We start from the raw sequence: 23621 nt of genomic DNA, 5'->3' as shown, positions 1-23621 counted from the left end.
ACTCCCTTATAGGCGACGGTGTATTCGACCTCGCGATCGAACGTGATTCGCCGACTTGAAAGCTCCAGTTGAAGAGCATCCTTATAAAGGATTTCACTGTGCCCTTTGCCGAGTTCCCGATGAACTTCCATGCAGGATCCGGCGATCTCGTACGTTTCGGTGCTGTAAATCAGCTCGGCCATATTCGTGTGAATTCGTGCAATCCGTGTCTCACTTTTTCAACAACGCGTATTCTAGGGAGTCGGCGAGGGCTTGGAGGGAGGCTTCGATGATGTTCGTGCTCACGCCTACCGTGCCCCACTCGCGCTTGCCATCCGTCGATGTGATTAACACCCGCGTCTTCGCAGCGGTGCCCGTTCCGCCATTGATGATGCGCACCTTGTAATCCGTGAGTTCCACGTTCTTGAGCTTCGGGAAGAAAGTCGTCAACGCCCTGCGCAACGCGCCATCCAGAGCGTTCACGGGTCCGTCGCCTTCGGCAACGGTGTGCGCGATCTTGTCGCCCACGCGGACGCGCACGGTGGCTTCGCAGATCGATTCCTTGATGTCGCGCCGCATGGATACGTGATACGTCTCGACGGTGAAGAGCAGTTCCGGGTTGTGCTCCAGCACGCCGCGGATCAGCAGCGCCATCGAAGCTTCGGCGGCCTCGTATTCGTAACCGGCGTGTTCTCGATCCTTGATGACATTGAGGATCTGCTTCAGTTCGGGCGTGTCGTTGTTCAGCTTGAAACCGAGCGACTGCGCCTTCATGACGATGTTGCTGCGGCCGGCGAGGTCGCTGATGAGAATGTTGCGCTCGTTGCCGACGAGCTCGGGGTTGATGTGCTCGTAGCTCTCGGCGAGTTTCTGGACCGCATTGACATGCGTGCCGCCCTTGTGGGCGAACGCGGCGGAGCCGACCCACGGCAGGCGCGGGTTGTGGCGGATGTTCGCGACTTCATCCACGAACAGGGAAAGCTCCTTGAGCTTGGGCAGCGACTTCGCGGGCACGCAGCTCTTTTTCATCTTGAAATGAACGAGGGGGATCACGCTGATGAGGTTGCAGTTGCCCGTCCGTTCACCGTAACCGTTCACTGTGCCTTGCACGTGAACCGCGCCTGCGCCTACCGCGGCCAGCGCGTTGGCAACTCCGACGCCGCTATCATCGTGCGTGTGGATGCCCACCTTGCAATTGAGTTTGCCCAACGCCGTGCGGGTGATCTCCGCGATTTCGCTCGGAAGGCAGCCACCGTTGGTATCGCAAAGCACCACGAAATCCGCGCCCGCCTTTTCCGCGGCCTGCCAGGTGGCGAGGGCGTAATCGGCGTTGAGTTTGAATCCATCGAACGCGTGTTCTGCGTCGTAGATGACAAACTTTCCATGATCCTTCAGGAAGCGGACGGTGTCGCCGATCATCGCGAGGTTTTCCTCGGGCGTGCAGCGGAGGACTTCCTTCACGTGCAGCATGGAAGTCTTGCCGTAGATCGTGACAACGGGTGTGCCTGCATCGATGAGCAGGCGGACCTGGTCGTCGTTTTCGACGGCGACCCCTTTTTTGCGCGTTGATCCGAAGGCAGCGAGCCGGGCGTTCTTGAACTTGCGTTTTGCGGCCTGGGCGAAGAATTCGATGTCCTTGGGATTGGAACCGGGCCAGCCGCCTTCAATGTAATGAACCCCGAAAGCGTCGAGCTTTTCGGCGATGCGTAATTTGTCAGCGACCGAGAAATTGATGCCTTCGCCCTGGCTGCCGTCGCGCAGGGTCGTGTCGTAGATTTCCACTTCGGGTTTCATAGGGTTCCCCAAATCAAGGGAGCGGATTATCTACGGCAAATCCTGCGCGAAGCAAAGATGAGATTCTGTTTGGCGATCGCAGGGCGGCATCGTGGCTGTCTTCTTTTCCTCCCATCCTCCACTCGTTTCTCGCCTCGCCTGCGGCGCAGGAGCGGGAGATGGGCTGGGGGAGAGGGTGACCTTCAAACGCGCCTCCTCTCCCCGGCCCTCTCCTCCGCTCGGAGCGGAAGAGAGGGAGTTGAATGGGGCTTTAAAGGGGAAAACCAGCCGTGCTCGTTTCCAGACTGCATCTTTCTGCCCTCGCCTCTGACCGGGGCGCAATACGTGCGGGTCGCCGAGGGGACACACCACAACAAATGGTATTTTCGGGGGTCAAATTACTGAAACTAAAGGTTGTAACGAAACCCCCGTTTTTCTACTATTTTGGCCATCGTTCCGCGGTCAGCCGATTGGCTTTTCCGCATCCCTTTTTATGGCAGAGAAAAACGTTTTGGACATTGTGGAAGACGCTAATTCGACGGGTGAAGGCGGGGGCACTTATGACTCTTCGAAGTTGGGAAAACTCGAGGGGCTTGAAGCGGTGCGCAAGAAGCCGGGCATGTATATCGGCGGCACGGATGAACGCGCCCTGCATCACTGCGTTTCCGAAGTTCTCGATAATTCCGTCGACGAACACCTGGCGGGTCATTGCAACCGGATTGAGGTGACCATCCATGTTGATGGATCGATCTCCGTTCGGGATAACGGCCGCGGCATTCCCGTGGACATTCATCCGCAGTACGGAATTCCGGGCGTTGAGATGGTGCTGACCACTTTGCATTCGGGCGGCAAATACGGGCAGGGGGGATACAAGTTTTCAGGCGGCACGCACGGCGTGGGCGCCAAGTGCGTGAATGCGGTTTCGGAATGGTTCGAAGTCGAGGTTTCGCGGAACGGCGCAGTGCATCAGATGCAGTTCGAACGCGGGAAGACCACGAAGAAGCTGGAAGTGATCGGCAAAGCCAAGGGCACCGGGACGTTGATCACCTTCAAACCTGACGCGGAGATCTTCAAGGAAACGACAGAGTTCAAGGCGGATAGGATCAGCCAGCGCCTGAGGGAACTCGCGTTCCTGAATTCGGGGTTGGAAATTGTATTTGTCGATGAACGCCATCCCGACTCCAAACCTGAGACGTATTATTTCAAGGATGGCGTTGAGGAATTCGTCAAGCTGCTGAACAAGAGCAAGGAGCCGCTGCATCCGAAACCCATTTCGTTTCGCAAGGAGATGCGCGAGGAGAACGAGGGCAAGGCGATCGAAGTGCATGTCGAAGTCGTTCTCCAATACAACGACAGCTACAACGACCAGGTGCTGTGCTACACGAACACGATTCATAATCCGGACGGCGGCACGCATCTGTCGGGTTTTCGCAGCGCCCTTACGCGTGCGATCAACCAGTATTCGAAGCAGAACAATTTGCTGAAGGAAAAGGATCCGCAGATCACGGGCGATGACGTCCGCGAAGGGCTCACGGCGGTGATCTCGGTGAAGCACAGCGATCCCAAATTTGAATCGCAGACCAAGGTGAAGTTGTTGTCGCCCGAGGTCGAAAGCATCGTGGGTTCGGTTTCGTATGAAGGGCTGATGAGTTACTTCGATGCGAATCCGCCGATCGCAAAACGCATCATTGACAAGGGATTGAACGCAGCGCGTGCTCGTGAGGCCGCGCGCAAGGCGCGTGAAGCGGTTCGCAAGAGCGCGCTCACGGGTGGTGGATTGCCAGGAAAACTCGCGGATTGTTCGGATCGGGATCCTGCCAACACGGAGCTTTATATCGTCGAAGGTGATTCCGCAGGCGGTTCTGCGAAGCAGGGGCGCGATCGAAAATTTCAGGCAATCCTGCCGATTCGCGGAAAGCTGATCAACGTGGAGAAGGCGCGCCTGGACAAGGTGCTGCAGAACAATGAAATCCGCACCATGATCACGGCGGTGGGAACGGGGATTGGCGACGGCGAAGGAGAAGGCGCGTTCAACCTTGAGAAGCTGCGTTACCACAAGATCATCATCATGACGGATGCTGACGTCGACGGATCCCACATTCGCACGCTGTTGCTGACGTTTTTCTACCGTCAGATGCCGCAGTTGGTGAAGCAGGGTTTCGTTTACATCGCGCAACCGCCGCTCTATTCCATCACGCGCAAGAAGCGGACGGAGTATGTCGACGACGACATTCAGTTGAATCGGATTCTGCTGCAGATTGGCACTGAGGAAGTGCGGTTGAAGAACATAGCCGATGGCCGGGAATTTGAGCCCAAGCAACTGGAGGAGATTCTCACGTTACTGGAATCGCTCGACAAGCACGCGACGTACATTCGCCGGCTGGGCGGCGACTTTGCGGACTACGTGGAACGGCGCGACAAGGACGGATTGTTGCCGCTGCACATGGCAAAGGTTCGGGAAGGCAATGACGAAACCGTTCATTATTTCCTGACGAACGATGAGTTGGAGCAGTTCAAGACCAACAATGTGGATCTGTTTGGAACTGACACGGAATTTGAGCGGCGCAAGGACGGCCCGACGCGCCGGGCGGCGCTGTATGACTTGCATCTCGAAAGCAAGGCGATCGCCGACCTGCTTGGAAAACTGGGCAAGAAGGGATTGGCGGTCGATCATTATGCCGCGCAGGACAAGCCACTGTTTGAGCTGATTGAAGGCGAGGGCGACCGCGCGACAGCAACGGCGCTGTTCTCGATCCCCGACATTTTGGAAGGCGTGAAGGCTGTGGGGAAGAAAGGCATCCAGGTTACGCGATTCAAGGGATTGGGTGAAATGGATGCGAAGGAATTATTTGAAACAACAATGAATCCGGCCAAGCGCAAGTTGCTGAGAATCGACCTGACCGATGCCGTTGAAGCTGAGGAAATGTTCACACGGTTGATGGGCGAAGAAGTCGAGCCGCGCCGCCAGTTCATCGAAGACAACGCGCTCAACGTTCGCAACCTGGATGTGTGATTGTTTGACGAATGTGGTCTCAAGTGACTACATTTCGATGTGAAAGCGAAAACAGCAAAACACAGGGCAGCCAAGGCCCGGCCGGGAATTCTCAATGAGGCTGTGGCATTGCCTGGGATTGGACTCAGCATCCCAGTGCGAGCAGCGAAGGCAAAGCTTTCGGCATTACTGGAGCTGGTTGCGGGTGGACAGGAAGTGACGATCACGAGCGACGGAAAACCCAAGGCTGTCCTCGTTCCCATGACGGAACGCAGGCGGCGTAAAGTGTTCACGGGGACCATGGACCACTTGAAGACCATGCCCATGCAAACCGAGGGGCCGTTTGCGGGCGAAATCATACGCGCGGATCGTGATGGCCGTGGCTGGTAACGACGATGTACCTCGATAGCTGCGTCATCCTCAAACTGGTCACCTACGAGCCTGACAGCGAGGCATACAACGCGATAGTGACGGGCGAGGCGGTTGTCACATCCGAACTCGCGGTTGCGGAAATTCGATCCGCCCTTTTCGCGAAAGAGCGGGCCGGGCGGATTACACGCGAGGCGCGGATGGCGAGCTGGCGGGCTTTCCAGGACCGCATTCGCGAGCAGGAAATTGTCCTGCTGCCGCTGAATCGGCAAGTTATCGAACGTGCAGGCGCGGTGATCGAACAGTGTGCACCCGTGATTCCGCTGCGAACGCTGGACGCGATTCACGTCGCGACAGCAGAGCTTCACGGCGGGGAAGCGATGTGCAGCAGTGACGAGCGTGTTTGCGAAGCTTCGGATTACATAGGGCTTGCCGCGGTTCCGCGGCCGCCAACGAAATAGAATTTTTTCATGCCAGACGAAACTGAATCTACAGAACAGCCGCAGCCATCAGGCGGCGCTTATTCACAGGGCGAAAAGATCGCGAAGATCAACGTAGCCGAGGAAATCAAGGCGTCCTTCCTGGACTACTCGATGTCGGTGATCATTTCGCGCGCATTGCCTGACGTGCGGGACGGGTTGAAGCCATCGCAACGGCGCATCCTCTACGCCATGCATGAGCTGTCGCTGTTTCCAGGGCGCAAGCCTTACAAATGCGCGAAGATCTGCGGCGACACCTCGGGCAATTACCATCCGCACGGTGAAGCGGTGATTTATCCCACGCTGGTCCACATGGCACAGCCGTGGGCGATGCGTGAGCGGTTGGTGGATGGGAAGGGTAATTTCGGATCGATTGAAAACGATCCGCCCGCGGCAATGCGTTATACGGAGGCGCGGCTGACGCACCTGGGCGCGGCTTTGATGCAGGACATGGATCGGGACACGGTGGATTTTGTTCCGAACTACGATGAACGAATGACCGAGCCGACGGTTTTCCCCGCGGCCTTTCCGAACCTGCTCGTCAATGGCGGGACGGGCATCGCGGTGGGCATGGCGACGAACATGCCGCCGCACAATCTTGGCGAAGTCATTGATGGCATCAGCGCGCAAATCGACAATCCTGCGATCACGGCGACCGAGCTGATGAAGTTCATCAAGGGGCCGGATTTCCCCACGGGCGGCGTGATCTGCGGGATTGAGGGAATCCGCAGCTATTTTGAGACAGGGCGGGGGAGCGTGAAATTGCGCGGGCGCATGGGCGTGGAGGAGATGAAGGGCAACCGCGAGCAGATCGTGGTGACGCAAATTCCATTCAACGTCAACCGCGCCGCGCTGGAGGAACGCATAGCGGAACTCGTCAACGAGAAGGTGATCACCGAGATCAGCGCGATGCGCAATGAGTCGGACGAGAACACGCGGCTCGTGATGGAGTTGAAGCGCGATGGCAATCCGAAGGTGGTCATCAACAACCTCTACAAGCACACGCAACTGGAGGTTTCGTTCAGCGTTAATTCACTCGCGATTGATCACGGCCGGCCAAAGGTGCTGAACCTGAAGCAGATCATCCAGTGCTACATCGAGCATCGGCGCGAAGTGATTCTGCGCAGGACGCGATACGAATTGCGCAAGGCTGAGGAACGGGCGGAACTGCTCGAGGGTTACCTGATCGCGCTCGCCAACCTCGACGAGTTCATCCACATCATCCGTTCCAGCAAGACGCGCGACGAGGCGCGGATCAAGCTGCTCGCTTTTGAATGGTCGCGCGAACAGGTGGAACAGCTGGGCGTTTTGATCCGCAGTGAGGCGCGCATTGTGAATGGCCGCTATGCTCTGAATGAACGGCAGGTGGACGCCATCCTGGACCTGCGGCTGTATCAGCTCACGGGCCTGGAAATCGACAAGGTCGAGAAGGAATACAAGGCCTTGATGGAAACGATCAAGGACCTGCTCGACATCCTCGCGAAGGAATCGCGTGTGATGGCAATCATCAAGCAGGAGTTGAAGGCCATCAAAGAAAAGTATGCGACGCCGCGGATGACGGAGATTGTGCCGGACGAGGGCGAGATGGCGATTGAGGATCTGATTGCCAATGAGGGTGTCATCATCACGCTCACGCACAGCGGGCTGATCAAGCGCACGAACGTGAGTTCGTATCGCGCCCAGCGCCGCGGCGGCAAGGGAGTGATCGGCATGGCCACGCGCGAGAGCGACACGCCTGAGGACCAGGATTTCATTGAGCACCTGTTCACCGCCAGCACGCACGATTACCTGATGTTCTTCACGAACAGCGGGCGTGTGTATGTGGAGCGGGTTCATGAGATTCCAGACATGGCCCGCGCGTCGAAGGGCCGCAGCATTGCCAATTTGCTGGAGCTCAAGGCAGGCGAGAAGATTGCAGCGATGATCCGCGTGCTGTCCCGCACGGGGGCAAACCGGGAGGACATCACATGGGAACAGCCGGGTGAATTGTTTTTTGCGACGCAGCAGGGAACGGTCAAGAAGACTTCGTTGAATGAGTTCGCCAATGTGCGCAAAGGCGGAATCATCGCGATCTCCATCGAGCCTGGCGACGCACTGATCGATGTGAAGCTGACGCGCGGCAGCAAGGTCGAGAATGACGAGGTGATGGATCCAGGCGATGGCGTTGTGCTGATTACGCGCAACGGAATGAGCATTCGCTTCAATGAATCCGATGTGCGTTCCATGGGACGCAACGCCGCGGGCGTGCGCGGGATCAACCTGGACAAGGATGATGCGCTGGTTGCGAGCGCCATTGTGGTTGCCGATGCCACGCTCCTGGTCGCAGGGGAGAACGGGATTGGAAAGCGCACGGATTTCTCCGAGTACCGCGTTCAATCGCGTGGCGGCAAGGGCATTATCACGATGAAGACCACCGAGAAAACCGGCAAGGTCATCGGTGCGCTGACGGTGCGCGATTCAGACGAGATCATGCTGATCACGACGACGGGGCAGATGGTGCGCACGTTTGTGAAGGACATCCGCGAGGCGGGTCGAAACACACAGGGCGTGAAATTGATCAACCTGAGTGGCGATGACAAGCTGCAGGCAGTCGCGCCCGTGATCAGCGAACAGCAGGAAGAAGCCGCCAGCGAAAATGCGGAGCCTGCGCCGGGCACTGAACCGCCGGCAGGTGAGGGTGCTTAGAGCGGCGGCGTGTGAGTGCTGCGGTGGCTCAGAATTCCGTCGAGAACGGAGGTCATCTGGCCTGCACGGTGGCTGAACGTGTCGATGGAATCGGGAACTGGCGCTGCAAACCTCAGCGGCATGTCGCGCTTGAATTCCATTCCTGCCGATTGTGAAGCCTGCCTCAGGTAGAGTTCCTTCACGGACGCCAGGTCGGTGACCTTGCGATCGTAGAAGAACGCGATCAACGTTCCAGGGGTGCTGCGTTTGTTCGACCAGCGTTCCAGCCAGAGCTTGAAATCAGTGGGGAAGTCACCATTGGCGGAAGCCGCTACGATCACTGTGCCCGCGGCCAATGCGTTCCGCATGGTTTTTTCAGCTTCCGCATCCTTTACGCTTGGTAGAGCTGCCCATACAGATTCTTCCGAAAGATCGGCCATGTGACACGGCGAACCTTTCAAGAGCGCATCGCGGGCAGTGGGGGTCTCAAACAGGATGACGGCCTGCGAGCCGTCGACGGACGATTGATAGTGTTGCTTCGGCATCTGCAAGCTGCCGGCAGAGGTTGGTTCAACGCAGGTCATCTCCGGCAGCACTACCTGCTACGCAAAGGTCGGCCTGCCGTCTGCGAAATCAAGGGGCATAATGGGTAATATTTCCCGGGCGGCTATCGGGAAGTTCCTCGTTGCCGGATCAGGGCGACAGCCGATCGAGCCGCCACGTGCCATCTGACTGCTGGGTGTAACAGAAACGATCGTGCATGCGGCTGGGACGGCCCTGCCAGAACTCGACCCGTTCGGGTTTGACGACGAACCCGCCCCAGTTTGGCGGGACAGGGATGTCGTCTCCTGGATATTGCCTTTGAAGCTCAGCCCAGCGGATTTCCAGGGTTTCACGATTTGCAACGACCTCGCTTTGTTTTGAGGCCCACGCGCCAATGCGGCTGCCACGCGGACGGCTGCGAAAATAGGCCTCGATCTCGGGACGCTCGAGTTGCGTCGCCGAACCTGCGATGCAAACCTGCCGTTCCTGTTCGGGCCAATAGAAGACTAACGCGGCATTTGGGTTCTCGAGCAGTTCACGACCTTTGCGGCTGCCGTAATTTGTGTAGAAAATGAAGCCGCGGTGATCCACGCCCTTGAGAAGAACAATGCGAGCCGAGGGGCGGCCGGCCTTGTCGACCGTGGCTAGCGTGGCCGCGTTGACATCCATGGGTTCCGCCCCGGCAATCTGGAGCAGGGTCTTGTAGTTGCGAATGAGGAAGCGCCGGAGTTTGCCTGATGTGCGCCGCCCTGCTGCCTGTTCGAACCAGCGTTGGAATTGCGAGATGGGATCGCGTTCGAGATCGGCGCGGCGGAGCCCGGCAAAATTGTATTCTCTCCGCAGATCGGCGATGGCCATAGCGCGGCAAGCTTCAAAGTTCGACGTTTAAAGTTCAAGGTCCAAGTTCTGCGTGTTACCGCACGGCCGCATCTTGCCATTGTTCTTGGACACGGAACCGGAGGAACGCTGATCCTGCCGCCAAACATCCATGACCACGAAACAGCGGGCCGGAGGCGCAACCAAAACGGGAAGGAGGCAAACGGGTTTACGCGAATTGCGCTGCGGCGGATGTGCTCCTTGCACAGGCGGGCGGAACGGGTTAGTTACAGGGAAACCAAATGGAATACCGCCTGTTGAAACCCGCGTTGACCCGCTCGCGCATGCTCGCAGCGCTGGTCATTGCGATGGCGGCCGATGCGTTTCAGATTGCTACGGGCGCGTGGGGCTGGTTTTTTCTCGATCAGTTCACGGACGTCATTGCAATGATCCTGGTGAGCGCCACGATCGGATTCCACATCCTGTTTCTGCCGACATTCGTCGCTGAGTTCATCCCCGCGGTGGGAATGCTTCCCACCTGGACTGGATGCGTGCTGCTGGTGCTCGCGCGTCGATGGAAGGAGCAGCAGTATGTCCAGCCGCAGGCAGAATCCAGTCCGTCGTCCGCCCCGCCGCCCGTGCCACCCGGCCGCGGCGACATCATCGACGTTTGACGCGATGCAGGCGCCCCGGGACGGCAAGGCGCTCAAACGCTTGGCACTGGCAGAACACGGCCCCACTTGAACCAGTATTCTTGAAAGACCCGCAAGAGGTCGGTCAACGCGTCGGGATCCGTCGGCTTAACAAAGTAGGAATTTGCTCCCAACCGATATGCCACAGTCACATCCAGGTCGGAGCTGGATGACGTCAATACGACCACGGGAATTCCTGACCATTCAGTGTGTTGGCGAATCCATTTCAACACCTCAAGTCCCGGTTTGCGGGGGAGGTTGAGGTCGAGAATGACAACTCCAGGGAATGGGTATTTCTGGCGGTCGGCAAAATTCCCTTTGCCGCCCAGGTATTCCATTGCCTGCATGCCGTCCTTCACCACCTGCAGAGGCCTGTCCGTGGCTGTGAGTTGCACGGCTCGCGTGAAAAAGAAAATGTCGTTTTCGTCATCTTCGACGAGGAGTATGGGCGCTGGCGTCATGGAGTGGTGGCTGGTTTGAAATCGATGTGAAACGTGCTGCCCTCGCCGAGTGTGGATTCCAGCGAGACTGAACCGCCCATCCGCTCCATCGCTTTGCGCACGATCGCGAGACCGATTCCGGTTCCCTCATAGAGCTCCGTTCGATTCAGCCGCTGAAACATTTTGAAAATTCTTTCCTGCGCCTCGGGTTCGATGCCGATGCCGTTGTCACGGAACGAAAGACGCACCCGTTCTGCTGTGGTTTCGGCTGTAATCTCTACGTTCGGAAACACGCCGGGTTCAACAAATTTCACCGCATTGCCCAGCACGTTCGAAACCACCTGTGTCATGGCCGCGCGATTTGCCATCACGGCAGGCAGGGTATTTGGAATGTGGATGTGCGCCCTCGCCGGCGAAAAATCGGGATAGGACAACAGGATGTCGCGGATAAATGTGTCGGTCGCAATGGGTTCGAGCTGCAGGTCGGTTCTCGCCAGCCGGCTGTAGTTTAGCACGTCCTGAATCAGGGCATCGAGGCGCTGGGCTGAAGTCACAATGCGCCGCAAATATTCCCGCTGAGTGTCGTCCAGCCGTCCCTCCGTCTCCTGTGTCAGGATCTTGGCAAATCCATGCATCGCCCGCAGCGGTGCACGCATGTCGTGCGCGATGCTATAGGAGAACGATTCCAATTCAGCCATGGAATCCTGCAATTGCGCGGTGCGTTCGCGAACAGCCAGCTCCAGATGATCGCGCTGCAGGTGGCGTTCGTGCACGTCGACGCACGACCCGATATAACCCTTGAACTCGCCGGCATCGTAGACGGGCGTCCCGCGATTCAGAATCCAGCGATGTTCCCCATCGAAACGGCGCAGGCGAAATTCCATTTCAAACGACTCCCGCACGTCAAACGCCTCGTTGAACTGGTGTTCGACGCGTTCGCGGTCCTCAGGATGGACGTTTAGCGATAACGAGGAACCCAGGTCGTTTTCCAGCGTCCGGCCCACGAATTCGAGCCACGCGGTGTTGAACCAGGTGCACCGTTTATCGGGCGCCGCGATCCAGATCATAGCCGGCGACGCGTTGGCCATTGTGCGGAAACGATACTCGCTTTCCTTGAGGCTCCGAGCCGAGCGGATGCGTTCCAGCGCGATCGCTACCTGGTCGGAGATGCGCCGGATCAAATTGAATTCGTCCTCGCTGAACGCATCACGGCTGCGAGAGGCGAAGGAGAGAGTGCCCAGCATGCGTTGACTGGTCATCAAGGGGTGGCACGCATACGCCCGAAATCCAAGATCGCGCAGGAGCTTTGCATCGGGATCGTCACTCGTGGCAAGTGCGTCGGTGTCGAGTCTGCACGGATGAGACGGGCTGCCTCCGAAGAAGGTGCGATCGGGGTCCAGCCACTCCATTTGCTTCATCACGGCAGCAGGCATGCCGGCGACGGCGTTCAAGTGCAGTTGCTGGCGCGCGTCGTCCCACAGGTAATTGAAGAACGCCTCGCAACCGAGATGGTTCATCACCTTGACGCAGAGTTGATCAATCAACTGCTGCGGATCCTCCGCGGTGAGAAGCTGGGACGAGACTTCCGACAGGAGGTGAAACCGTTCCAGCGTTCTTGCTTGTTCCTGTTCGGCGGCGACGCGCGCGGTGATGTCGCGGGCGTAAAGGTTTACATAGCCGAGATTCGGAAACGGGGCCGCGACGAGCGAATACATCTGGGAACCAATCGTCTGCTCATGTTCGCCGATCTGATTCGCTTGCAGAACGGTGAACATCCATTTTTCCAGTGACTCGGGCGCCCGTTTGCCAACTTCGGTTTTCCACGCGGAAAGCAGCGGCGCGCTGGCGGGATTGCTGTAAAGGAATGTGCCGTCGGCGCTTAATCGCATCACGGGCGACGGATTTTGTTCCGGGAATTGCGCTGTGCGAACGAGCGCCTGTTCGGTTTTGGCGCGGTCCCTCAGCTCACGCTTGAGAATGACGTTTTGGCGGCGGAGCCGCTCGCCCAAAACAATGATGGCGGCGCAGGCAGCGAGGTAACCCGTTGACCCATACCAATGGGACAGCTCGATCATCTTGAAGCTGCCTTTGGGCGGGATAAACCACCAATGCGCGAGTCCGAATCCGGCGATGACAATCAGGAGCGAGAATTGCCAGCGGCATTTCCAGGCTGCGTAAACAGCGACCGGAAAGAAGGTTACGTAAGGGTAATGCCCGTCCAGCAGTGGATGAACTGCGAGGCGGATGAAAAATGCCAATCCGACAAGAACCAGCGCTATTACAGATTCACGCCACGTCCCCAGATCTTCATTTCCATCGCTGGAAGAAGTTTCACCTGCCTTCATTCAATGGATGTCAGAGAATACCCGAGGGAGATTTTCAGTCAATGGCGCATCCCCGGAACGAGGCTCGTCTGCAAAGGAGCGCGTGCCTTCAGGCCGGCTTTAATTGGAAAGGTTGCGTGAGCGACGGCGACTTCGAATGCATCAGGGTTGCGCGTTCACGCAGGCGGAATCCTGCGCTCCGGCGTGCTCGTCCCCCTCTAAATCCCTCGCCAAAGAATCACGTCGTCGCGCTTCAACCATCCAATCCGATTTCCCGCGCTGACCTGCAGCCATGCATCCTTCTCATCAATCACCTGGAGTTCCGCACCATTCCTCGCTGAGAACGCCTGCGGAGCTTCCTCGAGCGGACCATTGCGAACCGTCGACTCAGTTGCGATCACAACCGCCACCGGCTGTGACGCATGTTTCCAAGCGATTCCCATTCCGGCGAATCCAACCAATGCGATCGCAGCGAACGTCCAGGCCAGTCCACGCAGAGATCCGCGAAGGCCAGGACGAAACTGGATGAGGGCGAAGGTGAGAACCGAGATCCAGAAAGGTGCCAAAGCGATGACCGTCCACTCGTTCAACGTGAAGCGCTCAATCGCGCGGTCCAAACGGGCGGGTTGGTGCGACGGACCTTGAACCTGTCGCCGGACGAATTCCAGGTTGGCGCGCAAATCGGGATCGCGCGGGCCCAACCTTTCTGCGTGGCGATAGGCCGCGATCGCGCGGCCGGCTTCGCCTGACTTGTAATAAGCGTTTCCCAGGTTGAAGTAGATGGCAGGCGAAAGTTTTCCGGCCTGAATCAATTGCAAATAGTTTGAGGCAGCTTCAGTGAACTTGCCCTGCGCATACAGGCGGTTCGCGAGGTCGAATTCCGGAAGTTCAGCAGAACGCGCATGCAGAGTGCCGCAGCAGATGAGGAACAACGCCATGAGCAGCCGCATCATGGCTTCACCTCCTGCAAAGCGTGCAAGGCCGATTCGACGCGCGGAATGAACGCCGCGAGTTCCTGGCTCGATTTGATCGGAGCGTATCGGGCGAGATTGCAGGCCTGGAATAGTTCCTCAACCGAGCGAAGCGTCTCTTCCGGAAGCCCTTGTGGCCGCAATCGTTCCTGGACCACAGACTCGGTGATGGAATGCGCAGGCACATCCAGGCGCTCGCCCAATTGTTCCTGCAACAGCCGGAAAACCGTAGCAAAGAAATCATCCGATTGATTTTGCGCGGCATGCTGTTTCAGGGTGGCGATCCCGTTCCGGACGGTTTCAGCCACCTGACGCTGACGGCGCAAACGCGGGTTGTTGGCAACGGCTTCGTGTCGGCGGCGCCAGAGAACGGCGCCGATCAGCGCCACCAGCGGCACGCTTTGCAGCGCAAGAAAGGCTGGCCGTTGCAGCAGCGGCGCCTGCTGTGCGACCAGTCTGCCAGGCCGCTGGCGGATTGGGACGATGTCTTCCGAAACTGCCGTTTCGCTGGCGTCGGCGCTCGCAAGGGTGGGTTGCGGACTCGATCCTGCGGGCCGGACCGTCAGCGGAATCGGCGGGTGCGTGAGCGTTTGAAAGGATTGGATTTCGGGATCGAAGTAGCTGAACGAGAATTGTGGCAGGAGGGATACGTCAGTGCTTTGCGGCACAACGACCTGTTCGAAAATGCGCGATCCTTCAACGCCGAGTGGATCCGTTGTCTCAGTTTTTGCCGTGGGCGGATAAAGCCTGAATTGAGCCCATTCAGGTTGTTCCGGAAGCGACACGCTGTCGAGCGATCCGCGGCCAGTGATCTGCACTTTGATCGTGATGGGATCGCCGACAGCCACATTGGTCGGGCCTGCGCTGAGTGACAAAGAGTATTGGCCAATGGCGCCATTGAAGCCTGGTGGGAGATTGGCAACAGGCAGGGATTTGGACTCCAGCGTTTCAGGTTCGGCGCTGAGATTGATCGTGCGCTGATCCGGACGGTTGAACAGGAACGCGTCGAAAGGATCGCGGCGCCGATTGGGAGACGGCAGTTCCACAATCATGCGCGCTGTGATGGGGCCAATCGTCAATGTGTCCTGCTTCACGGGAGTCAAAACGAGGTTGATGGGAATGACCGTGTAAACCGCGTCACCAATTTGAGTGCGGCTGCGCTGGCCTTCCGCCATTTTTCCGACGTTGAATCCGGCAGCAGGAAAGGACGTGAGCTGGAAGTTGCCGAAGTTCTGGACCGAGCTGTGGAGGTAAAGGTTAAGTTGAAGGGTGAACGTTTCGCCGACAAAGACTTCCTTGCGCGGCACGGCAAGTTTCATCATTGCAAGCGACTGCCCCGCGTTTCCCATGGCGACCGCTCCGGGTTGCGTCACGGTCAGCTTGAGCGGCTGCGACTTCAACTGCTGGCCCCCAACGGTCACCACCATTTCCGGAATTGTGTATTCCCCAACCCGTTGCGCCGTCACGCCATAGGAATAGGAAAGTGTGGAACTGGCCCTTCCGTTAATGAATATCGCCTGGCTCGTTTGTCCTGCATAGGCAATCTGCAGCCCCGGCACCCGCGGCGCTCCTGGCGGTCCGGCAGGTTCGCCGCCTTCGAAGGTCAGGATAAGTTTTGCCTGGTCGCCCAATTCGAAGACAGGCCGATCAAGTGAAGCCGTGAATTGCGCGGCGGAAAGGAGTGCAGAGGACAGCAGCAGCACGAAGAGCGTCAGGGCTATGGCAATCCCTGACGCTGGCAAAGTACGTTTGCTGCATGCGTTCATTGGTCGTCCAGTGTTGCCTGTCGTCAGCGCGTCGCGCAAGTTTCGGTTGCGGGCGCTTCAACAGCGTACGAATGGCGTAGCGCAGGCCCCGAGTCTCTGTATCGCCCGTCCTCCGTAGCAGCTACTGCGGAGGGTGGACAAGTTTGGAAACCGTGCGCTACGGCGCTACGTCCTAAGCAACTGACGCAATATGGACAACAACGATTGGATTGCGTTCGGTAAAATTCAACCCTGGCGGGTTTGACAATTACGCAGACGCAGGGGGTTTGAGAAATCGTTCCACCTCCGTCCACACCGCTGCGGCGACCGCTTCAACCGATTGATTGGCTTCGACAATCCGAATACGTTCCCGCTCTGCCCGCGCGATTTCGTCGTAGCCCAATTCCACGCGGCTGAAGAAACTGCGATCCGCTTCCTCAAAACGATCGCGCACAACTGGCTGCTGCGCCGCGCGCGCGCGCTGCCTTGCTTCACTGACGTTCTGCGAAACACGCAAAAGCAGCGTCACAGTTGGGCGCGTGCCGCCGACCGCGAGATCGATGATGGAGCGGATCATCCCGAGATCCAGCTGCCTGCCGTGGCCTTGATAAACAATTGTGGAATCGAGGAAGCGGTCGCAGAGAACTATTTCGCCTGATGCAAGGGCAGGGCGGATGACTTCCCTGACCAGCTGCGCGCGGCTCGCGTTCAGCAGCAGCAGCTCAGCCTCCGGAGTCATGCCATGGTTGGCAGGACTGTGCTTCAGGGTGTGGCGAATTTCTTCCCCAATCGCAGTCCCGCCGGGCTCACGCAATGTCCGCACCGTATGGCCGATCGTGCGAAGACGATCTGCGAGCAGCGCGAGTTGCGTCGACTTTCCGCATCCTTCCGTTCCCTCGAACGTGATGAACAATCCTGCCATCGCTTCAAGCCTTCTTGAGCTTCGATCCCTTCGGGCTGTCTTCGATAATCCAACCCTTCGCCTTCAATTCGTCGCGAATGGCATCTGAGCGCTTAAAATCCTTTGCCTTGCGTGCGGCCTGGCGTTCCTCCAACAGGGCGAGCAGTTCAGGGGGCGCTTCAGATTCCTCAGGAGCAGCGAGGCCGAGAACCGTATTGATCCTGTCCCAGCCTCCAAGCGCGGCAGCGGCGTCAGAAGCCGTGAAGGCCGCGTCCGCGAGGCGTTTGTTGGTTTCGCGGACCCATTCGAACACGCAGCCCCACGCGCCTGAGATGTTCAAGTCGTTGTCCAGCGCTTCCGTGAATTGGTTCACGAGTTCCGTCCCAGGCGCCGCCTTCGCCGCCGTTGAGCGCTCGCGTAACTTGCCGAGGCACTCATCGATGCGCGCCAGCGCGGTGCGTGCGCCTTGCAAACCTTCAATCGTAAAATTGAACGTCTCGCGATAATGCGCTTGAAGGAGCAGGTAGCGGATTTCGCGTCCGTTGAATCCCTTGTCCAGGAGGTCGCGCAATGTGAAAAAGTTTCCGAGCGACTTGCTCATCTTCTTGCCTTCGACGAGCAGGTGCGCTCCGTGCATCCAATGCTTCACAAAACGCTGGCCTTGCGCCTGCATGCCCGCGCCTTCGCTCTGCGCGATTTCGTCTTCATGATGCGGAAAGATCAGGTCTTCGCCGCCCAGGTGGAGATCGAAGCTCGGCCCGAGGATTTTCATGCTCATCGCCGAACATTCGATGTGCCAGCCGGGACGGCCGTCGCCCCACGGGCTTGGCCAGAACACGTCGCCATCTTCCGGCACGCGCGCTTTCCACAAAGCAAAGTCCGCGACGGATTCCTTTGCATATTCGTCGCTCCGAACGCGCTCGCCCACGCGCATTTCCTCGAAGTTCAGGTTGAGCAGCTGGCCGTAATGGCAGCCGCAGCCGCGATATTTTTCGATGCTGAAATAGACCGAGCCATCAGGTGTTTTGTAGGCGATCCCGCGCGCGATGAGCTTTGCAATCAGCTCGATAATGTCAGGGATGTAATCCGTCGCGTGCGGCCGCTGATGCGGTTCGAGGCAGGCAAGGGTTTTCAGGTCGCCGAGGAATGCCTGTTCGTATTTCGCCGTGTAATCCCTGAGCGGCGTATTGGACTCGCGGACGCGCCGGATGATCTTGTCCTCGACGTCCGTGATGTTCATCACGTGGGTGACAGCGTAGCCGCGGAACTCAAGGTATCGGCGGACGAGATCGCTGAACACGAATGTGCGGCAGTTTCCGATGTGGGCGTAATCGTAAACAGTGGGGCCGCAGCAATACATTCCCACGCGTTTTCCAGCGGGGTCGAGCGGGGTGAAATCCTGAACCGAGCGCGTGAGAGTGTTGAACAGTCTTAGGGCCATTGCGAATGCGACGCAGAGTAATTACGGGGGTGGGAAAGAAAAGCGGAAACTCTTGGTTTGGAGCGCGCCGTCTACGCCGCTTGAGCGCGCACGAACCCGCAGGGCAATCATTTGCCACGACTGAGTGCGATCATTGAAGCGACCGGAAGGTCCCCGCTCCGAGCCCTGCGCCACTTATTTCTTTGCGGAATAGACGCCGGCCTTGATGAAGGGCTCGAGGTATGCTCCGAAACCTTTCGCCTCCATCTCTTCAACGGGCACGAACTTCAATGAGGCGGAGTTGATGCAATACCGCAGGTGGCTCGGCGCGGGACCGTCGTTGAAGACATGGCCAAGGTGCGAATCAGCGGTTTTGGAGCGGACTTCAATGCGTTCCATCCCGTGGGATCGATCGGTCTTCTCAACGACGAGCGCTTTCTGAATGGGTTTCGTGAAGCTGGGCCAGCCGCAACCCGAATCGTATTTGTCCAGCGAGCTGAACAGCGGTTCACCTGAAACGATGTCAAGATAGATGCCGTGCTGGTGGTTGTTCCAGAACTCGTTGCGAAACGCGGGCTCGGTTCCTGCATTCTGGGTGACGTTGAACTGAAGGGGCGTCAGCTTCTGCTTCAATTCAGCGGGATCGGGTTTGTTGAACGTGGTCATGGGCGAATTGGTTGCACGCTGCATTTGCGGCGTTTGAATCGCAGCGCGGTTTGTGGTTGTCCGTGCAGATTGCGCAACCAGCAGGATTGGCAGCGCCAGGGTCAAACCTCCAGCGACGGCAAGTGCGGCAAGGCGGATTCGGGACATGCCGAACTGTAGCATGAGCAATGGAATTTTCCCGAAAAAAAACAGCCCCGGTTTCCCGAGGCTGCGCGTGAACATTGATCCTGAAGCAGCTACTTCAGCCAGAAGCTGAAGTAGAGATACATCCCGCCAACCAGCAACAGGATGAGGGCGGCCATGAGTTTATTGCCGAAGTCCCAGCTGTTCTTGATTTCCGCGGCGGTTTGTCCCACGTGAATGGTGCTGTAGGTGAGGCCATTGATTTTCTCGCGCGGCGGCGGCGGCGTCATGAGCGAGACAACGACCATTATGATGATGCTTGCGGCCATCAACACGCCCGTGGCGTAGAGGAAGTTGAAGTCGCCGATCGCGGCGAACAGCGCGGGTGTCTCGCGTTTGCCAACGCCGTACATGCTTTGCATCGTGAGCTTGATCATGCCGAGGATGAACCCGCCCGCCAGGCCCCAGGTCGCGCCTGCGGAGTTGACGCGATTCCAGAACAGCCCGAGCAGAAAGACCGCGGTGATCGGCGGCGCCAGGTAGCCCTGGACGCTCTGCAAATATTGGTAGAGACCACCTCCCGATATTTTTGCCATGACCGGGATCCATATGATTCCCAAACCGACAACGACCGTCGTCGCAATTCGGCCGACCATCAGCAAGTGCTTGGGTGACTGTCCGGGGCGAATCTTTTCATAGACATCGACGGTAAAAAGCGACGCGCTGGAGTTGAAGAGCGAAGCCAGTGAACTCATCAACGCAGCCAGCAGGCACGCCACGATCAAGCCGCGGATACCTGAAGGCAGGAGAGCGGTCACCAGGGTGGGGAACACGCGATCGCCATCGATCGCTGCCACTTGAACTCCGCCGACCATTTTCGGTGGCAGCGTGATGATGCCCTTTTGATGCAGCGCCCAGCCGATCATGCCGGGGATGAGGAAGATCAACACAGGCCACACTTTGAGCAACCCGCCGAACAGCGCACCACGGCGTGCTGTGGCGAGATCCTTGGCCGCCAGCGTGCGTTGCACAATATACTGGTCAGTACACCAATACCAGATTCCGATGATCGGGGATGCGATCAGCACGCCGAGCCATGGGAAATTGGGGTCAGATAAAGGCCGCCACAGCGCGAATTGATCGGCATTTGCCTTGGCCATCGTTACGAGTTCGCCCCACCCGCCGAGCTTATCGAGACCGATGTAGGTGATGATGAACGAACCGAGCAGGATGATGACGGCCTGCGGAGTTGCGGTAGCCATGATGGCGCGCATGCCACCGAAGACTGTGTAAACTCCCGTGATCACGACTGTCGAGAACGCGCCGATCCAGAACGCATCCAAAGTCGCACCGCCAACTTTTATTGCGACTTCTGGGAGAAGCGCCTGGAACACGATTGCGCCCGCATACACGGTGACGCTGACCTTTGTGAAGACGTAGGCGACGAGCGAAACGCCTGACAGGATCAGGCGGGTGCGCGCGCTGAAGCGTTTCTCCAGGAACTCCGGGATCGTTTCGACGCCGGACTTGTAATAGAACGGCACGAACAAACCCGCCAGCATGATGAGCACCCAGGCGTGAAGTTCCCAGTGAGCCATCGCCATGCCCGTCGCCGCGCCCTGGCCTGCAAGACCGACGATGTGTTCGGAGCCGATGTTCGAAGTGAAGATCGACGCGCCGATGGTGATCCATCCTGCGTTTCGTCCGGCCAGGAAGAAGTCCTTGGTATCTTTCTGGTTTCGCCCATACCACCAGGCGACGATGCCGATGATTAGGAAATACAGGCCTATAACGGCCCAATCTAATGAGGACATGGTTGAGGTTCCTTCGGTTGAGGTTAGGCGGCCACGGTTCAGCTATTTGGAGCTGAACTTGTAGATGATCGTGTTTTTATAGGTCTCACCAGGGCGCAATACCACGCTCGGGAACTGCGGCTTGTTCGGTGAATCGGGATAATGCTGGGGTTCCATGCAAAATCCTGTGCGGCGCTGATAGACCTTGCCGCCTTTGCCGGTCAACGTGCCATCGAGGAAGTTGCCTGCATAAAACTGCAAACCAGGCTGGTCGCTGATCACTTCCATCACGCGTCCCGTCGTCGGTTCATGCACGCGGGCCTGCAGGGCGAGCTTGCCCATCGCCTTGTTGATGACCCAGTTATGGTCGTAACCAGGACCGTATTGCAGTTGCTGATCCTGCGCATCAATGCGCGCGCCAATGGCTGTTGGTTTGCGGAAGTCAAACGGCGTGCCTTCGACATATGCATACTCGCCCGTCGGGATCAATCCGCTGTCAACGGGCGTGGTGCGATCGCCATCGATGAAGACTTCGTGGCCGAGAATGTCGCCGTTGCCCTGGCCCTTGAGGTTGAAGTAGGAATGATGCGTCAGGTTGACAACCGTCGCTTTGTCTGTCTTGGCCTTGAAATCGAGGCGCAGTTCGTTGTCATCGGTGAGTTTGTACGTGGCCGTGACATTCAGGGTCCCGGGGAACCCTTCTTCGCCGTCCTTGCTGATGTAATTGAGTTCAAGGTGTTGCTTGCCGGCGCTGACGACTTTCCAAACGACCTTGTCGAAGCCCTTGATCCCGCCGTGCAGCGAATGGCCGTTGTTGTTCTTCGCGAGTTCGTAGGTCTTGCCTTCGAGCGTGAACTTCGCGTTGCCAATTCGGTTGCCATAGCGTCCCACGAGACAGCCAAAGTACGGGCTGCCTTTCACGTAATCGTCAACGTTGTCAAAACCGAGGACGATGTCCGCGAACTGGCCGTTTCGGTCAGGCATGGTGAGCGACTGAACAATCCCGCCGTAGGTCATGATCTTCGCCTCGGCGCCTTTCGAGTTGCGGAGAGTGTAGAGTTCAACGGCTTGGCCATCGACGGTGCCGAACGGTTGTTTGTTGGCGTTTTCTGGGGAGGAGCCGCCGGTTGCGCAGCCTGCCAGGCACGCAACGAATGCTCCCGCGCCGATCACTAGCATCCATTCAATCATGTTGGTTTTCACAGTTGGTGTTACTTGGTTGTTTGGTTTTTGAGACTTTGCAGACGTGCAGCCGCAGTTGATGGAACGCCGGACGACGATCCCCTGCGGACGCCATGAAAAAATGACACTTGCGATGAAATGTCGCGCCACTTTTCGACGCCGGCGGACTTCATCGCCCCGTGATACTTGGGATTCCGGCAATGGTCAAAGTAAACGTGGAATTCGCCGCCGCATCCGCCTTCGCAGGACGGCTCTCGTGTGCGGACGGCTTGAAAAGCTTTTTTTATACGGCGATGCATGGGGTGCTTCTCGTCACGCGGGCTTTTGCCCGTAAGTGGCTTTCGGTCCGTGTTTGCGCATGAAATGTTTGTCGAGCAACACGTCCTGCATCGGCTTCAAGGCAGGATTGATCCGCAGCGTCTCGCTGTTCAGCTTTGCGATGAACTCCAGCACGCTCGCGTTGTGCACTGCGTCGTGAACGTCCTTGCCCCACGTGAAAGGTCCGTGGCTTGCCACCAACACGGCGGGATGCTGCATGGGATCGAACTTCAACTCACGGAATGTTTCCACAATCACGCGGCCGGTGTTGGCCTCGTAGGCGTCCTTGATCTCCTCGGGCTTGAGCAGGCGCGTGCAGGGGACATCGCCATACCAGTAATCGGCCTGTGTCGTGCCGTAGGCGAGCAGCGGTTTGCAGGCCTGCGCCCAGGATGTGGCGAAGAGGCTGTGCGTATGGACCACGCCGCCGATTCCAGCGAATTCGCGATAAAGGATCAGGTGCGTGTCGGTGTCTGAACTCGGCTTGAGTTTGCCTTCGACGACCTTCCCCGTGTCGAGGGCAACGCAGACCATGTGTTCGGGTTTCATCTCGGAGTAGGGCACGCCGCTGGGTTTGATGACCATGACGCCGCTGGCGCGGTCGATGGCGCTTGCGTTGCCCCACGTTTGGATGACGAGGCCTTCGGCAACAAGGTCAAGGTTGGCCTTGCAAACATCCGCTTTCAATTGTTCGAGCATAGTTAATTACGAAGGCGGTTAACCACGAATCACACCAATCAAACCAAGCTGGAAAGGAAGCAAAGCCAAGCCAAGCCAAGCAAAGGCAGTGGAACCACGAATCACACGAATCACACGAAATTGGAAGAGGAAAACGGGCAATGCGTTTGTGAAGATTTTCATTTCGTGTATTTGGTGTGTTTCGTGGTTGCTACCTGTTTTCAGTTTCGCGCTCCAAGGTGCGGCCCGCATTCAATTGATTGGGCATGGTTTAACTGCAAAGGCAGTGAACCACGAAGCACACGAATCGCACGAACCAGGAAGGGAAAAGAAGCAAAGGCATTTCTGAGAGTCTTCATTTCGTGTGTTTCGTGTGTTTCGTGGTTATTCCTGCATTCATTTTCTCGCTCCAAGGTGCGGCCCGCATTCAATTGATTGGGCATGGTTTAACTGCAAAGGCAGTGAACCACGAATCACACGAACCACACGAATCAGGAAGGGAAAAGAAGCAAAGGCATTTCTGAGAGTCTTCATTTCGTGTGGTTCGTGTGTTTCGTGGTTATTCCTGTCTTCATTTTCTCGCTCCAAGGTGCGGCCCGCATTCAGTTGATTGAGCATGGTTTAACTGCAAAGGCAGTGAACCACGAATCACACGAACCACACGAACCAGGAAGGGAAAAGAAGCAAAGGCATTTCTGAGAGTCTTCATTTCGTGTGGTTCGTGTGTTTCGTGGTTATTCCTGTCTTCATTTT

At 57.7% G+C, this 23621-nt stretch carries 21 protein-coding genes; 5 read left to right on the top strand and 16 right to left on the bottom strand.

Going from position 1 to position 23621, the window contains the following annotated elements; all coding sequences use genetic code 11:
* Both VEH04_15225 and cimA read right to left on the bottom strand, forming a co-directional pair.
* The coding region (locus VEH04_15225) for a GxxExxY protein (GenBank protein HYG24130.1) at positions 1–182 on the bottom strand (182 nt) is incomplete at its 3' end.
* Positions 183–210: 28 nt separating this feature from the next.
* On the bottom strand, positions 211–1773 hold the full coding sequence (cimA, locus tag VEH04_15220) for a citramalate synthase (protein ID HYG24129.1): 1563 nt from the start codon (positions 1771–1773) through the stop codon (positions 211–213).
* 472 nt (positions 1774–2245) lie between these two features.
* Here cimA and gyrB point away from each other — a divergent pair, with 472 nt between their 5' ends.
* The 4 genes from gyrB to gyrA are packed head-to-tail and all read left to right on the top strand — an operon-like array spanning position 2246 to position 8277.
* Positions 2246–4765, top strand: coding sequence for a DNA topoisomerase (ATP-hydrolyzing) subunit B (gyrB, locus tag VEH04_15215; GenBank protein ID HYG24128.1), 2520 nt, complete (start codon positions 2246–2248; stop codon positions 4763–4765).
* Between the two features lie 39 nt (positions 4766–4804).
* Entirely contained in the window at positions 4805–5134 is a 330-nt protein-coding gene (locus VEH04_15210) for a type II toxin-antitoxin system prevent-host-death family antitoxin (protein HYG24127.1), read from the top strand.
* Between the two features lie 5 nt (positions 5135–5139).
* Entirely contained in the window at positions 5140–5574 is a 435-nt protein-coding gene (locus VEH04_15205) for a type II toxin-antitoxin system VapC family toxin (protein HYG24126.1), read from the top strand.
* A 9-nt stretch (positions 5575–5583) separates the two neighbouring features.
* Positions 5584–8277, top strand: a complete 2694-nt coding sequence (gene gyrA, locus VEH04_15200; protein ID HYG24125.1) for a DNA gyrase subunit A — start codon at positions 5584–5586, stop codon at positions 8275–8277.
* Here the strand turns inward: gyrA and VEH04_15195 are convergent.
* Both VEH04_15195 and pdxH read right to left on the bottom strand, forming a co-directional pair.
* The gene (locus VEH04_15195) at positions 8274–8801 is read right to left on the bottom strand and encodes a hypothetical protein (GenBank protein HYG24124.1); all 528 of its coding nucleotides are present in this window, start codon (positions 8799–8801) and stop codon (positions 8274–8276) included. The two genes, gyrA and VEH04_15195, sit on opposite strands and share 4 nt — an antisense overlap.
* A gap of 148 nt (positions 8802–8949) precedes the next feature.
* Entirely contained in the window at positions 8950–9657 is a 708-nt protein-coding gene (gene pdxH / locus VEH04_15190) for a pyridoxamine 5'-phosphate oxidase (protein HYG24123.1), read from the bottom strand.
* A gap of 260 nt (positions 9658–9917) precedes the next feature.
* Here pdxH and VEH04_15185 point away from each other — a divergent pair, with 260 nt between their 5' ends.
* Entirely contained in the window at positions 9918–10289 is a 372-nt protein-coding gene (locus VEH04_15185) for a hypothetical protein (protein HYG24122.1), read from the top strand.
* Between the two features lie 32 nt (positions 10290–10321).
* Here VEH04_15185 and VEH04_15180 read toward each other — a convergent pair whose 3' ends face one another.
* From VEH04_15180 to VEH04_15125, 12 genes are all read right to left on the bottom strand, one after another.
* A complete protein-coding gene (locus VEH04_15180; GenBank protein ID HYG24121.1) occupies positions 10322–10768 on the bottom strand; it encodes a response regulator in 447 nt (148 codons plus the stop codon).
* Positions 10765–13092, bottom strand: coding sequence for an ATP-binding protein (locus tag VEH04_15175; GenBank protein HYG24120.1), 2328 nt, complete (start codon positions 13090–13092; stop codon positions 10765–10767). Before VEH04_15175 ends, VEH04_15180 begins: the two co-directional genes overlap by 4 nt.
* Positions 13093–13289: 197 nt before the next feature.
* Positions 13290–14024 (bottom strand): tetratricopeptide repeat protein, encoded by a 735-nt coding sequence (locus tag VEH04_15170; protein HYG24119.1) that lies wholly within the window; start codon positions 14022–14024, stop codon positions 13290–13292.
* On the bottom strand, positions 14021–15808 hold the full coding sequence (locus VEH04_15165; protein ID HYG24118.1) for a BatD family protein: 1788 nt from the start codon (positions 15806–15808) through the stop codon (positions 14021–14023). Before VEH04_15165 ends, VEH04_15170 begins: the two co-directional genes overlap by 4 nt.
* 247 nt (positions 15809–16055) lie before the next feature.
* On the bottom strand, positions 16056–16709 hold the full coding sequence (gene tmk / locus VEH04_15160) for a dTMP kinase (protein HYG24117.1): 654 nt from the start codon (positions 16707–16709) through the stop codon (positions 16056–16058).
* 4 nt (positions 16710–16713) lie between these two features.
* Positions 16714–18129, bottom strand: a complete 1416-nt coding sequence (cysS, locus tag VEH04_15155; GenBank protein HYG24116.1) for a cysteine--tRNA ligase — start codon at positions 18127–18129, stop codon at positions 16714–16716.
* A gap of 174 nt (positions 18130–18303) precedes the next feature.
* Positions 18304–18936: a peptide-methionine (R)-S-oxide reductase MsrB gene (gene msrB / locus VEH04_15150; protein HYG24115.1), complete on the bottom strand. Its 633-nt coding sequence runs from the start codon at positions 18934–18936 to the stop codon at positions 18304–18306.
* A gap of 74 nt (positions 18937–19010) precedes the next feature.
* The gene (locus VEH04_15145) at positions 19011–20711 is read right to left on the bottom strand and encodes a sodium:solute symporter (GenBank protein HYG24114.1); all 1701 of its coding nucleotides are present in this window, start codon (positions 20709–20711) and stop codon (positions 19011–19013) included.
* A 42-nt stretch (positions 20712–20753) separates the two neighbouring features.
* Positions 20754–21893 (bottom strand): aldose epimerase family protein, encoded by a 1140-nt coding sequence (locus VEH04_15140; protein ID HYG24113.1) that lies wholly within the window; start codon positions 21891–21893, stop codon positions 20754–20756.
* Positions 21894–22184: 291 nt separating this feature from the next.
* The gene (locus tag VEH04_15135) at positions 22185–22889 is read right to left on the bottom strand and encodes an L-ribulose-5-phosphate 4-epimerase (protein HYG24112.1); all 705 of its coding nucleotides are present in this window, start codon (positions 22887–22889) and stop codon (positions 22185–22187) included.
* A gap of 18 nt (positions 22890–22907) precedes the next feature.
* The gene (locus VEH04_15130) at positions 22908–23051 is read right to left on the bottom strand and encodes a hypothetical protein (protein ID HYG24111.1); all 144 of its coding nucleotides are present in this window, start codon (positions 23049–23051) and stop codon (positions 22908–22910) included.
* A 388-nt stretch (positions 23052–23439) separates the two neighbouring features.
* Positions 23440–23621 (bottom strand): hypothetical protein (locus VEH04_15125; protein ID HYG24110.1); only part of this gene is annotated, 182 nt, incomplete at its 5' end.

The organism is Verrucomicrobiia bacterium (assembly GCA_035629175.1).
Taxonomy (GTDB): domain Bacteria; phylum Verrucomicrobiota; class Verrucomicrobiia; order Limisphaerales; family DASXHY01; genus DASXHY01.
The sequence above is the reverse complement of the archived record's forward strand: the minus strand, read 5'-3'. Positions and strand labels throughout refer to the sequence as shown.

Coding starts and splice junctions, on each gene's coding strand:
- cimA (HYG24129.1), bottom strand. CDS start 1,773: ATGAAACCCGAAGTGGAAATCTACGACACGACCCTGCGCGACGGCAGC.
- gyrB (HYG24128.1), top strand. CDS start 2,246: ATGGCAGAGAAAAACGTTTTGGACATTGTGGAAGACGCTAATTCGACG.
- VEH04_15205 (HYG24126.1), top strand. CDS start 5,140: ATGTACCTCGATAGCTGCGTCATCCTCAAACTGGTCACCTACGAGCCT.
- gyrA (HYG24125.1), top strand. CDS start 5,584: ATGCCAGACGAAACTGAATCTACAGAACAGCCGCAGCCATCAGGCGGC.
- VEH04_15195 (HYG24124.1), bottom strand. CDS start 8,801: ATGCCGAAGCAACACTATCAATCGTCCGTCGACGGCTCGCAGGCCGTC.
- pdxH (HYG24123.1), bottom strand. CDS start 9,657: ATGGCCATCGCCGATCTGCGGAGAGAATACAATTTTGCCGGGCTCCGC.
- VEH04_15185 (HYG24122.1), top strand. CDS start 9,918: ATGGAATACCGCCTGTTGAAACCCGCGTTGACCCGCTCGCGCATGCTC.
- VEH04_15180 (HYG24121.1), bottom strand. CDS start 10,768: ATGACGCCAGCGCCCATACTCCTCGTCGAAGATGACGAAAACGACATT.
- VEH04_15175 (HYG24120.1), bottom strand. CDS start 13,092: ATGAAGGCAGGTGAAACTTCTTCCAGCGATGGAAATGAAGATCTGGGG.
- VEH04_15170 (HYG24119.1), bottom strand. CDS start 14,024: ATGATGCGGCTGCTCATGGCGTTGTTCCTCATCTGCTGCGGCACTCTG.
- VEH04_15165 (HYG24118.1), bottom strand. CDS start 15,808: ATGAACGCATGCAGCAAACGTACTTTGCCAGCGTCAGGGATTGCCATA.
- tmk (HYG24117.1), bottom strand. CDS start 16,709: ATGGCAGGATTGTTCATCACGTTCGAGGGAACGGAAGGATGCGGAAAG.
- cysS (HYG24116.1), bottom strand. CDS start 18,129: ATGGCCCTAAGACTGTTCAACACTCTCACGCGCTCGGTTCAGGATTTC.
- msrB (HYG24115.1), bottom strand. CDS start 18,936: ATGCTACAGTTCGGCATGTCCCGAATCCGCCTTGCCGCACTTGCCGTC.
- VEH04_15145 (HYG24114.1), bottom strand. CDS start 20,711: ATGTCCTCATTAGATTGGGCCGTTATAGGCCTGTATTTCCTAATCATC.
- VEH04_15135 (HYG24112.1), bottom strand. CDS start 22,889: ATGCTCGAACAATTGAAAGCGGATGTTTGCAAGGCCAACCTTGACCTT.
- VEH04_15130 (HYG24111.1), bottom strand. CDS start 23,051: ATGAAAATCTTCACAAACGCATTGCCCGTTTTCCTCTTCCAATTTCGT.